Origin of the sequence: Propionicicella superfundia DSM 22317, assembly GCF_000423465.1 — a bacterium.
Classification (GTDB): Bacteria; Actinomycetota; Actinomycetes; order Propionibacteriales; family Propionibacteriaceae; genus Propionicicella; species Propionicicella superfundia.
This window is the reverse complement of sequence record NZ_AUIA01000013.1, coordinates 1-12,769: the sequence shown is the minus strand read 5'-3', so window position 1 is coordinate 12,769 and position 12,769 is coordinate 1. Positions and strand designations below refer to the sequence as shown.

Sequence of the window (12,769 nt, the reverse complement as noted above, 5' to 3'; positions counted from 1 at the left end):
GCCTGCTGCCGAACCTTCAGTTGCTGAGTGGGGCCGCCAACATCGAGAAGCAGGATGGACTGCCTGCGGAGTGGATGGACATCGCCTTCCCGAGCGAAGGACAAGCGAGCTACGTACCTTGCCGAGGACGACCTCGACGGCCTTCCGCTCGACTTGGCCGACTTCACCTCGTTCTTCGAGCAGCGCAAGCAGCGAGTCCGGGTCCGCCTGCTCGCCGCTCTGGGAACGACACCGGGAGCACCGGAGGACGCCGCTCTCTCGTAGCCCACGTTCACGCGGCGAGCAGTGACAGCGCGGACACAGCCTGGAGGGGTAGCAATCCGTTGCCGAGGGCGGTGATCTGTTGATTCTGCGTCAGGCCGCCGCTATCGGTGACCCATCCAGTCGGCAGGCCCATGAGCCATTCGACGAATGCCGGTGCTGGGCGGGGGCCGTCGGCGTCGTCAGGGGAGGGCTGGCGCTGACGCGGGTCGCCCGGTGATGTGTTCCCAACGAGTGATGGCGTCGGCGTAGCGTCCCCATCGCTGAACAGTCCGTCGATCAGCGACCACAGCGTCTCCGATCCGGCTCTCCTGTTCGATGAGCCAGCCGGTCCGTGGAGGGCGAAGTCGATGATCTGGTGCGACAGCGCAATCGTCCCTCGTCTCGCTCGCACCTGGTCGAGAGTCTCTCCACCGCGCGATGAGTCCGTCGCCAGCGGGGTGCGGAACAGTGCGCCGGGCGAGGGCGAAGATGCGGAAGCGTTGGTGAGGAGCGCCGACAAGGGAAGCCGGTAAGCCGATCCATCCTGCATCCAGCCGCAAGTCGGCCAGATCGCCGAGAACGGCGCCGAGAGCCCGAAGAGGTCGAGTTGCGTAGTCTCCCAGATGCCACGGGTCGGGTTCCACGTTGCGAAGGGTTGCGCCGTCGGGGGATGCATCGCCTGGGTTGCGTCGGTCATGGTTATCTCCTTCTGCGGATGGCCGCGTCGCGGGTGAGGACAGCAGCCCGCGGACGTTCTCGATGACGACCCATTCGGGCTGGAGCGCGTCGATGGCTACGGCCATGTGCGCCCAGAGACCCGAGCGCGTACCCGGAGCAAGGCCGGCGCGCTTGCCTACCGTGGAAACGTCTTGGCACGGGAATCCGCCGATGAGGATGTCCACGGGCTCGACCTGACTCCAGTCGATGGCCGTGATGTCGCCAAGATTCGGAGCTTCGGGCCAGTGGTGCGAGAAGACGCGGGCGACGGGCGCGTTGAGTTCGGAGAACCACACGGTCGTGGCGTTGAATACGTGCTCGACGGCGAGGTCGAGGCCGCCGTAGCCGCTGAACAGCGACCCGATCCTGAGTCGTGGTTCGCCGCTGATGTCGAGGTCGTGCATAAAGTCTGCTCCGGTGAAGGTCGTCCCCGGCATCCGTGCCTCGTTGAGCACTGATGCCGAGCTGGCCAACTGTCAGGTGCACAACTCCGGCACGCCCGCAGCTCGTCGAGCCACGCGAGCGACACCGCCCGACGCCCCCATCTCCGGCCTTCGCTCTGACCGCCATCCGAGGTCACACGCGTCTTGCAGATCGAGGTAGCCGGGCATTACCGCGGCAGAGGTCACCGGGTGAGGGTGCTCACCTGCCCGGCAGGAGCGGAGGTGAGCATGACGGTTTCGATGCGCGTGATGTCGGCAGGTGACGGCTATAAGTACCTGCTCAAGACCGTCGCGGCAGCCGACGGCAACAGGCCGCTCTCGACGCCACTCACTCGCTACTACATGGAAGTAGGCACCCCGCCCGGCCGCTGGGTCGGCGCGGGCGTAGCGGCCCTCGGCAAGGGCGAGATTCAGTTGGGCGACCGAGTATCAGAACACCAACTCCAGCTACTGATGGGGACTGGCCATGATCCGATCACCGACCAGCCGCTCGGTCGTTCCTTCCCGACCTACAGGAGCCAGGCGGAGCGGATCGAGGCGCGCATCGCCGACCTCGAACCGACGATGACGCCTGGCGCCAAGGGCGAGGCCGTCGCGCAGATCGTTGCCGAGGAGACTGCCCGGAGCACACGACGCGCGGTAGCTGGCTTCGACTTCACCTTCTCGATCCCGAAGTCCGCGTCAGTGTTGTGGGCGGTCGCAGACGCCGGGGTCCAAGCGCTGATCGCGGAGGCGCATCATCGAGCGGTTGCGGAGGTGGCTGCGTTCATGGAACGCGAGGTTGCAGCCACCCGCACGGGCGCAACCGCCGGAGATGGCGCGGTTGCGCAGGTCGATGTCACCGGACTCATCGCGACCGCATTCGATCACTTCGACTCCCGCGCCGGCGACCCCCACCTCCACACGCACGTCGTCATCAGCAACAAGGCCAAGACCGTCCTCGACGGGAAGTGGCGCTCGCTTGACGGCAGACCGATGCACGCCGCCGTCGTGGCGCTCTCCGAACTACACGAAGCCGTGTTCGCCGACCACATGACGCGCACCTTCGGCCTCTCCTGGGAAGCGCGCGAGATGGGCCGTGACCGGAACCCAGCATGGGCGATCACCGGCGTGCCGGAGAAGCTGGTCGCGGAGTTCTCCACCCGCGCCCGCCACATCGACGCAGAGAAGAACCGGCTCATCGACGAGTACGTTGCCCAGCACGGACGCCAACCATCGAACGCGACGATCCTCAAACTGCGAGCCCAAGCCACACTCGCGACCCGCCCCGAGAAGCAGGTCCGATCCCTTGCTGACCTGACCGCCGAGTGGCGAACGCGAGCGAGCAAGACCCTGGGCCAGGACGCGACGTCGTGGGCGCGCGAGGTCACCGACAACGACAAGCCGATGCTCCTGCGTGCCGACGACGTGCCGCTCGACGTGATCGGCGAGCTGGGGCGTACGGTCGTCGAGGTGGTCGGTGAGAAGCGGTCGACCTGGCGGCGATGGAATCTCATGGCCGAGGCGTCCCGGCAGACGATGGGGTGGCGGTTCGCCACCATGCAGGACCGGGAAGCGATCGTCGCGATGATCGCCGACGCCGCCGAGCTCGGCTCGCTGCGGCTGACGCCACCTGAGCTCGCCACCTCGCCGGTCGTGTTCCGTCGCCCCGACGGCACCTCGGTGTTCCGTCCGAAGAGCTCGACCGTGTTCACCTCCGAGTCCCAGCTCGCGGCCGAGGACAGACTCCTCGAACGAGCCGCCAACCTCGGCGGACCGACGGTGACGCTTGCCACGGTCGAGAAGATCACGCACAGACCCGACGCGGACGGTCGGATGCTCGGCGATGACCAAGCCGATGCCTTGACCCGGATCGCGGTGTCGGGTCGGATGCTCGATGTCCTCGTCGGTCCCGCGGGGGCGGGCAAGACAACCGCTATGAACGCGCTCCGCCGCGCGTGGGAAGCCGAGCACGGCTCCGGGGCCGTCGTCGGGCTCGCGCCGTCAGCGGTCGCTGCCCAGGTTCTCGCCGACGACCTTGGAATCGCGACTGAGAACACGGCGAAGTGGTGGCAGAACCACCTCGTCCACGGCACCACGTTCGAGGCGGGACAGCTCGTCATCATCGACGAAGCATCCCTCGCCGGCACCCTGTCACTGGACCGCATCACCCACCTCGCCCAAGACGCTGGCGCGAAGGTGCTGCTGGTCGGCGACTACGCCCAACTGCAATCCGTGGACGCCGGCGGTGCGTTCGCGATGATCGCCAGAGACCGGGCCGATACCCCCGAACTGGTCGATGTTCACCGCTTGACCCACGCCTGGGAGAAGACCGCTTCACTCGAGCTTCGTCACGGGCGTACGGCGGCTATCGACACCTACCTCGCCCACGAGCGCATCACCGACGGCGACGTCGAGGCCATGACCGATGCCGCCTACAACGCCTGGCGCGCCGACCGCGACGCGGGACTGGTCTCGGTACTGATCGCCGAAACCCACGAAGACGTGACCATGCTGAACCGACGCGCCCGAGCCGACCTGATCCTCAACAAGACCCTGAAACCCGACCGCGAAGTCGAGCTGCGCGACGGCACCGCCGCCGGCGTCGGGGACACCATCATCACGCGCCTCAACAACCGGAACCTCCGCACCCTGGCCGGACGGGACTGGGTACGCAACGGCGACATCTGGACCATCACCGCCGTCGGCGACGACGGGACCATCACCATCGCACGCGACTACGGGACCGGCACCACCGTCCGCGACGACGGAACCATCAGGGCTCGCAGGCGTGGGCGCAGGTTCGGCGGCGGCATCGTCCTCCCAGCGGCGTATGTGGATGAGCATGTCGATCTCGGCTATGCAGTCACCGCCTACCGCGCCCAAGGCATCACGACCGACACCGCGCACGTCCTGGTCGAACCGACCTCGACGAGAGAGACCTTCTACGTCGCGATGACCCGAGGACGGCACGCGAACCACGCCTACGTGACCCTCGACCGCGCCGACGACCACGCGCAGCCACACCCCGGCGACGACCCGCACGCCACCGCACGAAGCGTGCTCTACGGCGTCCTGCAGCACAGCGGGGCCGAACTCTCGGCGCACGAGACCATCGTGGCCGAACAGGAACTTTGGGGCTCGATCGCCCAACTCGCCGCCGAGTACGAGACCATCGCAGCCGCAGCCCAACACGACCGCTGGGCCACCCTCATCCGCGCCTCCGGGCTCACCGACGAACAGGCCGAGAGCGCCATCGAGTCCGAAGCGTTCGGCCCGCTCGCGGCAGAACTCCGACGCGCCGAAGCCAACCACCACAACGTCGAAGCGCTGCTGCCGCGCCTCGTCGCCGCGCGTGGGTTCGGCGACGCCGACGACATCGCCGCTGTCCTCCACTACCGGGTTGAGCGGGCGACCGCGCGTCCCGCAGGCTCAGGCAGGACACGCAAGCCATCGCGGCTCATCGCCGGCCTCATCCCGCAGGCGCATGGAGTCATCGACGCCGAGATGCGAGCCGCTCTCGACGAGCGAGAAGCACTGATCGAGGCGCGCGCCGACGCCGTACTCGATGGCGCGCTGACCGTGAGCGCGCCGTGGACGAATGCTCTTGGGGCGCCGCACGCCGAGCGACGACGAGCCGCGACCTGGCGCAAGGCTGCCCGGGTGGTCGCGGCCTACCGAGACCGCTACCGCCTCACCGACGACACACCCTTCGGCACCGCGCCAGAGTCTGCCGCGCAGAGGATCGACGCTGCGAGGGCGCGATCCGCGCTGACGCAGGCGACCGAAGTCGCAGGTACGCGCACAGGACGTAGCATGCCCCAGCCGGTCGAGCACAGATCGCCCGGCCGCTCGCTGTAAGTCCTGTGGCAGGCGGGCGACCTGCGGAGGATAGCGTCGTCCACCTGCCTGGAACTGACCCGTGTCGTGGGTGGAGGGAGCATCTGGCACGACCTTGTCTCTCTCGGCAGGTACTCCCCGCAGCGAGAGGTCGCTACCGGTACGCTTAGAAGATCACCACCCGGCTTTGGAGGCGTGCCACTGAGAGGAGGTCCCCTGATGGCGACCAACGATCAGCTCAAGGCACTCGTAAAGAGCCACGCCGACGGGGACGACCCGCAGTTTTACGCGGTGGCCATGCAGGTCGCAGCCAAAGCCGCACGCGCCGGGCAGTCGAAGTTCGCCCAGGAGCTTCGCGACCTCGTCAACGACCTCCGTGAGCGATCTGGTCAACGCGCCCGCATCGCCGCCGTGGTTCCGTTCGCTCAGCCGAAGGGTGAGCTCGGGGCGCTGCTGAACGTCTCGTACCCCGAGGCCAGACTGAGCGATCTTGTGCTCACGGACAAGCTTCACGAACGACTGACGCACGTACTGCTGGAACAGCGACAGCGTGACGCGCTGGCACGACATGGCCTGACCCCTGCCCGGCGTCTTTTGCTCACGGGGCCGCCAGGCACCGGGAAGACATCTACTGCGCGCGTGATCGCGGGCGAACTAGGACTTCCGCTGTTCTCGATCAGACTGGATACAGTGCTGACGAAGTTCATGGGAGAGACTGCCGCGAAACTGCGTCTTGTATTCGATGCGCTCGCCGAGACTCGTGGTGTCTACCTCTTCGATGAGGTTGACGCGCTCGGTGGCGACCGCGCCGCACAGAATGACGTAGGGGAGATTCGTCGAGTACTCAACTCGTTCCTACAGTTCCTCGAAGAGGACACGTCAGACAGCGTCATCATTGCTGCAACGAACCACCCCAGCCTGTTGGACAACGCGCTGTTCCGCAGGTTCGACACCGTGATGGACTTCGCTCTGCCGGACGACGCGGCAGTGGAGTCAGTTATCAAGAACCGGCTCGCGTCATTCCACATCTACAACCTGAGCTGGACACGAATCATCCCGGCAGCTCGTGGTCTGAGCCACGCTGAGATCGCGACAGCAGCCGAGAATGCCGCTAAGCGAACCGTCCTTGGTGGACGCACCCAAGTGCGTACCGATGATGTTGTCATCGCTTTGGAAGAACGTCCCCGCTCCAAGCGTCGGACTGACGGGGCAAACTAGCGGAGATGGCTGAGCGAGACCGTCCGCACATCCTCGTGCCCACGCCGCCCGCGTCTGAGTCCTTCACGCCTCTCACGACGCCGGTGACGAGCCGAGGTGGTGGCTTTGGCGGGAGCCGGAGCGAGCACGGGAAGCGCCTGACTCAAGAGTTCGAGGCCGCCTGGGCGGCCCCAGTAGATGAGCCTGAAACCACGGGCACATACCTCACCTTCGCCTCCTTTCCCGGTCTCGACCTGATGTTCGAGAGCTTGGAGTCGCGTAGACCTGGTGCCCAGCCAGAGCTTGTTGCTGTCCAACAGGAATCGACCCCAGCAGGTGAGATCGCAAACGCGACGGTCTTCATCCCCGAAGGGCAGAAGGAGTTCTTCCTCAAGAAACTTGAGCAGTACGTCGAGACGGCCGAGGTTGCAGAAGGGAAGCCGAAGCACGCGGCTCTTATCGAGGGTATTGCCTCGATCCGTCGCGCAACGATCCGAGAGCTGTGGACGGACCCTGCGGACGAGTACCCGACTAGCCCCACCGAATCCCGCTGGTGGGAACTTTGGCTCAGAGTCATTGACGGCCAGGAGTACGCCCGACTGACGGCGTACGCCCAGTCGCATAACCTCCCTGTGAGCGACCACTACCTCGGATTCGGTGACCGAACGGTCGTGCTCATCCGCGCCACGAGTGAACAACTCGCGATGACCTTCCGGAGCATCGACGACATCGCCGAGCTGCGTCGCCCTCACGAAGTAGCCTCGCTCCTTCCAGGGTTATCAGCATTCGAACAACGCGACTGGGTGCGCGAGTTGCAATCTCGCGTCGAGCACGCTGGAACCGACGCTCCCGTGGTGTGCCTCCTCGACCGTGGCGTGCAGGCCGGGCACCCGCTACTGGAAGACTCACTCGCAGCCGACGATCTTCACGCGGTTGAGCCAAGTTGGCGCAAAGATGTGGCGATCCACGCACACGGCACCGAGATGGCTGGACTTGCGCTCTATGGAGACCTGCAAGCGGCAGTCGGCGCGCAGCACCGCATCCGTCTGGAACATCGGCTCGAATCAGTGAAGCTGCTCCCTGACACTGGGGACAACGATCCCGATGTGTACGGAGCCGTGACAGCGAGAGCGATCGATCAGCCCGAGATTTCAGCACTGAATCGGGCCCGGGTGTTCATGCTGGCCATCACTGCACCTGCCGCTGCGCCGAACCCAGGGCATCGTGTCGAAGACCGCCCGAAGCAGGAGTCCGGGCGTCCCACAGCGTGGTCAGCCACGCTCGATGCCCTGACCTTCGGCCGTGCGATTGATGACAGCGTCCCCAAGTTCACCTACCTGAACCGAGATGAGGAGCCGACGCCCCGGCTCTTCGTCGTTTCCGCCGGCAACATCCGTGACGTGCGCGCCGAGGACAATCACCTTGATCGTAGCGATGCGGAAGGAGTCGAAGACCCGGCACAGTCGTGGAACGCACTCGCGGTTGGAGCCTACGCGGAACATGACGCGATGGATCACGCCCCGGACGTCTTCGCAGGATACGTGCCGATCGCTGCCCGTGGTGAGCTATCGCCCACCAGTCGAACTTCGGTTTCCTTTGATCAGAAGCGGTGGCCGTTCAAGCCGGATGTTGTCGCACCTGGTGGGAACCTTGCTCGGACCCCTGACGGCTCAGGGGTCGACACACCTGAGAACCTCGCGATCCTCACCACTCGTCTTCAACATCCTGGCGAGGGCTTCTTTACGACCACCCGGGATACCTCGGCGGCCACGGCCCAGGTCTCGGCGATCGCAGCCGACATCCGGGCCGCCTACCCTCACTTGAGGCCCGAGACAGTCCGCGCCCTGATCGTCCACTCCGCCGAGTGGACTGACGCGATGCAAGCGCGAATCACTGCCGCGAGCACAAAGGGAGCGGCGGTCAACTTGCTTCGTCGCTACGGGATGGGCGTGCCCAGCCTGGAACGCGCTACCCGCAGCGCAACCAACGCGCTGACACTGGTGGACGAGGCAGTCATCCATCCATATGAGCGTGACGGCAATTCCAGCAGCGGGAAAGCGCGCGAAATGAACTTGCATCGCCTCCCGTGGCCCATCGACGAGTTGTCCGCGCTCGGAGAGACCGAAGTTCGGCTGCGCGTCACCCTCTCGTACTTTATAGAACCAAACCCATCGAGTCGCGGCTGGACGGGCCGATACGTCTATCCCTCTCATGGGTTGCGCTTCGCGATGAAACGACCCGAGGACAACCTTGACGCGTTCCGCCAGCGCGTGAATAAGCAGGCGCGCGATGAAGGTGAGAAGCCATTGGCTCTTAATACCGAGAGCGGTTGGCTTTTCGGGCGTGACCAGCAGACCTCAGCCGGATCGCTTCACACCGATATTTGGTCGGGGTCGGCCGCTGACCTCGCGGCGAAAGAAGCTGTCGTTGTGTATCCCGTCGCAGGTTGGTGGAAGAACCGGCCGAAGATGGATCAGAGCGACAAAGGCGTCAACTACTCGCTCGTCGTCAGCATCGACGCCCCCGAGGTGGAAGTCGACCTCTGGACACCGGTCTACCAGCAGGTGGCCGCGGTGATCGAGGTCTGACAGCGAGACCCGATCCTGCGGTGAGCAAGAACGCGGACTTTCACCTCGACAAGGGTGACCGGGAGCTCTGATGGCTGCGCGCAGAGTCCCGTGACCTGGGAGCCTGGGGATCGGATGCTGTGAAGACCTGCCCGCTCTCGTGACTGAACGATTTCGTCTCCGTCGGTTGGCGCGGGTGCGTCAGATCACCCGCATTCGCGACAACATGAGCGAGTCTCTGCGCGAGCAGGAGATTGGGGCCGACACTTGTTGCGCTGGTCACCGGGCCGGGAACAGCTCCGACGGTGCGGCCGAGTTCGTGCGCGCGCCGGGCGACGGCCATTGAACCGGATCGAGCACCGGCTTCAACGACGACGGTGGTCGCGGAGAGCGCAGCCATCAGCCGCGCCCGAGCAATGAAGCGATGGCGTGTCGGGACTGCACCTGGTGGCACCTCGCTGACCATGAGGCCGAGGTCTGCTACTCGCTCAAGCAGTTCACGGTGGCCCACGGGGTAGGGGCGGTCAACGCCGTTCGCCACGACCGCGATCGTGTCGCCGCCTGACGCGAGGGCCGCTCGATGAGCAGCACCTTCGATGCCGTACTCACCGCCGGCCACGATGATCCGCTCAGCGTTGGCGAGGTCGGAGGCAAGCTGCCCGGCCACATGCTCGCCGTAGGAGGTCGAGGCCCTCGCGCCGGTAATCGTGACGAGATCGTTGAGCTGTCGCGCGAGGAACGATGTCGTGCCACGAGTCCAGAGGACGTACGGCCGCCGGTCGCCAAGATCGTCGAGCGCGGAAGGCCATTCTTTGTCGCCGGGAATCAGCGTGCCGATACCGGCGCGCTCGGCTCCGACGAGGTTCTGTTCAAGTGTCCGAGTGTCTGAGCGCTGGAACTGGGCACGCCACACTTGAGCGTCAACGGAACTGAGCCCCGGCACCGCGTCTTCACCCTCGGCGAGCCGAAACAGCTCAAGCGCACCGAGCTCGCCTAGGAGGCGACCGGTCACGGCATCGTCCGGTTCGACGAGCATCGACAGCGCCATCCGCGCCGTGCGCTCGTCCTGGGCTACCTGGCTCAAGGTCGTCATCGTCGGGTCCTCTCACTCATACAGAGAGGTGCGCGCGGCGACGCAGGAGCCAAGGGTTCCGTGAACGCCGACCCCGGCGTACAGTGGTCGGTGAGGCAGGTTCTCCTCATATTGCGGGTCCTTCGGGACGGCCTTCGGGCACTCACACACGTTCTGCCTCCTCGACGGAGTAACACGTGTGACGAGAGGCCCGTCATGTTCCGACTTATCTGGACGCTCAGCGTTCGCACCCGCGACTACCTGCACCGCTACATGCCGAGCAACCGACTGCTCGCTGCCATCCGCACACGTCGTGGCCTCAAGTGGGGGATACCCGCGATGCTGGTCGCGCTTCCGTATCTCCTGATCGCCAGCATCTGTTCTGGTTCGGCAGCCGACGGCGTCCCAGGCTGGCTCCACCTCATCGTCCTGTGGGCCTGCTGGAACGCACTGAAGTTCATCATCATGGGACCCGTGAGCGTCGCACTGCTCCTCCGCGCACGCCTGCGCGAGGCCGCGATCCGTCGTCACCAGCGCCACGACTCACTCGTCGAGGCAAGCCCCCGTGAGCCAGCTCTTCGTGTCTAGGCTCAACCGCCCACGGCAGCGGCTGCCGTGATGCGAGAACCACGACGGCCGCCAGGTCGGATCACGACACCGTGCGAAACGAGCGCTTGCCGGACCGCCTGAGGCCCCGCCCCGACTCTCATGCCGACCTCTACCAGCGTCAACCCGCTGAGGTAGAGGTCGGCTGCTTCGTGGATGCGGGAGGGGTCGAACCGCCCGTGGCGGATCGTCACCTCCCGACGGGTGAGGTGCATGGCGACCGTGCGGCGGTTCACTCCGAAGCGGGATGCCAACTCGACGAGCGTCGCTCCCTCGCGATACTGCGCCACCAGATCGTCGACCTGCTCTGGGCGAAGGAGGGTTTGAGCCATACCAAGTGATCGCACCACTCGCCCCCTGGAGTCGGAAACGGTAGGTCCGGAGGAGCGCTGGTCGTGGTTGTAGAAGCCCCGTGACCTGCGCAGAGACAGGGTTTTCAGGTGTGGGCAGGGGTTCTCAAACTCTCTACGGAGGTCCACCCTTTCAGACGTAGTCGAACCCCTGACATGGGTGTTATCCCCGTTCGTTGAGCGAGCGCAGCGAGTCGAAGCGACGGCGAACGGCTCCGCGAGGCGGAGAGTTGCTTCCTCGTCTTCGTTGATGTCGATGCCGGTCGTGAACGTCTGGTTCGCCAGGCGCTTGCCGTGGGCGTCGGTGCTCTTGTAGAGGCGTTGGCAGTCGATCAGGAGGCGTAGGGCTTTCGCGATCTGGCGGCGTGGGCCTTGGTCTTGGTCGTGTTCGTTCTCGATGCGGCGGTCGATGTCGGCCAGGCCCGCGCGGATGCGGTCTTGGTGGCGTTTGAGGGTGGGTAGGTCGATGGCGTCGGCGAAGTGCGCGGCGAGGAGCTTGTCGGACTCGTCTTCCAGCCGTCGGCGGTTGGCGGCGAGTTCTGCGAGTTCGTCGGATCGGGAGGAGAATCGCTCGTCGAAGGCTTGCTCGACTTTCTTGGCGAGGCCGACGTATTGGTCCTCGTTGATGCTGATCCTCGCGTAGCAGTCGGCGACCAACTGTTCGGCGATCGCAACGGGGATTGCGCGTCGCGTGCACTTGGTTTTGCGGGTGCGGCGGCCGCTGCACGAGTAGTAGGCGTATTGGATGCCCTGCTTGTTCGTGGGCAGGTCGAGTTGCAGTCGTGAGCCGCAGGTCCCGCAGAACAGGCTGCCTTTGAGGTAGTGGTCGTGGACCCTCTTGCGTGCTCGGGCTTGCTTCGCGGTGTCGAGGATCGACTGCACCCGATGCCAGGTCGGTAGGTCGATGAGTGGTTCGTGGCTGCCGGGGTGGTTCGCGCCTTTGTAGGGGACGAGGCCGATGTAGTACGGGTTCCGCAGGATCTTGAAGAACGTCGAACGACCCACCGGCCCTGACGGGCGTTGCGGTGTCGGGATCGTAGTGAGCCCGCGTGCGGTTGCGTCGGCCAGTAGTTCCACGACGCTGTAGTCGCCGGTGGCGTACTGGTCGAATGCCCATCGGATGAAGGGGGCGCGTTCCTCGTCGATCTCCACGGTCCGGTACTCGCGCCCCTGTTCGTCACGGGCGCGGACGTTGAGGTAGCCGATCGGTGCGCGCATGGGGGTGCCGCCGGTGGCGACCTTCTGCGTCAGCCCTTTCGTCACCTCGGTCGCCAAGTTCTTGGAGTAGAACTCCGCGATGCTCGACATGATCCCGTGCAGCAGCATCCCCGAGGGGGTTTCGTCGATGTTCTCCGTCGCCGACACCAGCTTCACACCCGCGTCGAGCAATGCCCGGTGGATCTCGACATCGTCGAGGCGGTTGCGGGCGAGCCGGTCGACCTTGTGGACGATGCAATACGTCACCTGATGGCTCGCGATGTAGTCGAGCATGCGTTTCAAGTCCGGCCTGTCGGCGGAGCGGGCGGACTCCCCAGCATCGACGAACTCCGCCACAATCCGCGCACCGAGAGCTTCAGCCTTGCGGCCGTTGGCTTCGCGTTGCGCCGGGATGGAGAACCCCTCGTCGCGGCCACCCTTCGCGGCCTGTTCCTTCGTGGAGACGCGCTGATAGGTCACCGCCGTAAATGCGAGCTTCTCGTCAGCCTCGGCTGGTGCTGGGAGTAAGAGGGTCATCGTGCTGTCCTTCCTTGGCCT

The 12,769-nt window shown here is 65.4% G+C and carries 8 protein-coding genes and 1 pseudogene; 5 read left to right on the top strand and 4 right to left on the bottom strand.

The window, feature by feature from the left end; translation table 11 throughout:
* Positions 1 to 54: 54 nt before the first annotated feature.
* Positions 55 to 264: a hypothetical protein gene (locus tag G555_RS0101730; RefSeq protein ID WP_028707541.1), complete on the top strand. Its 210-nt coding sequence runs from the start codon at positions 55 to 57 to the stop codon at positions 262 to 264.
* A gap of 7 nt (positions 265 to 271) precedes the next feature.
* On the opposite strand, the gene G555_RS22975 is transcribed toward G555_RS0101730, so the two are convergent.
* Positions 272 to 940, bottom strand: coding sequence for a hypothetical protein (locus G555_RS22975; RefSeq protein ID WP_245581164.1), 669 nt, complete (start codon positions 938 to 940; stop codon positions 272 to 274).
* A gap of 91 nt (positions 941 to 1,031) precedes the next feature.
* Positions 1,032 to 1,364, bottom strand: a pseudogene (locus tag G555_RS23325) (DNA cytosine methyltransferase); the annotation flags it as partial.
* 267 nt (positions 1,365 to 1,631) lie between these two features.
* On the opposite strand from G555_RS23325, the gene mobF reads away from it, so the two are divergent.
* The 3 genes from mobF to G555_RS0101705 all read left to right on the top strand — a co-directional run bounded on the left by mobF (position 1,632) and on the right by G555_RS0101705 (position 9,007).
* Entirely contained in the window at positions 1,632 to 5,243 is a 3,612-nt protein-coding gene (gene mobF / locus G555_RS0101715; RefSeq protein ID WP_084634513.1) for a MobF family relaxase, read from the top strand.
* Positions 5,244 to 5,441: 198 nt separating this feature from the next.
* Positions 5,442 to 6,440, top strand: a complete 999-nt coding sequence (locus tag G555_RS0101710) for an AAA family ATPase (protein ID WP_028707539.1) — start codon at positions 5,442 to 5,444, stop codon at positions 6,438 to 6,440.
* Positions 6,441 to 6,445: 5 nt separating this feature from the next.
* Entirely contained in the window at positions 6,446 to 9,007 is a 2,562-nt protein-coding gene (locus G555_RS0101705; RefSeq protein ID WP_028707538.1) for a S8 family peptidase, read from the top strand.
* A gap of 40 nt (positions 9,008 to 9,047) precedes the next feature.
* On the opposite strand, the gene G555_RS17265 is transcribed toward G555_RS0101705, so the two are convergent.
* Positions 9,048 to 10,079 carry a DNA-processing protein DprA gene (locus tag G555_RS17265; RefSeq protein WP_084634512.1) on the bottom strand — a complete coding sequence of 344 codons (1,032 nt, stop codon included), beginning with the start codon at positions 10,077 to 10,079 and terminating at the stop codon, positions 9,048 to 9,050.
* A gap of 195 nt (positions 10,080 to 10,274) precedes the next feature.
* On the opposite strand from G555_RS17265, the gene G555_RS0101695 reads away from it, so the two are divergent.
* Complete coding sequence (locus tag G555_RS0101695) at positions 10,275 to 10,646, top strand: hypothetical protein (RefSeq protein ID WP_028707537.1); 372 nt, start codon at positions 10,275 to 10,277, stop codon at positions 10,644 to 10,646.
* A gap of 2 nt (positions 10,647 to 10,648) precedes the next feature.
* On the opposite strand, the gene G555_RS17260 is transcribed toward G555_RS0101695, so the two are convergent.
* Positions 10,649 to 12,748 carry a recombinase family protein gene (locus tag G555_RS17260; protein WP_211223132.1) on the bottom strand — a complete coding sequence of 700 codons (2,100 nt, stop codon included), beginning with the start codon at positions 12,746 to 12,748 and terminating at the stop codon, positions 10,649 to 10,651.
* Between the last annotated feature and the right edge of the window lie 21 nt (positions 12,749 to 12,769).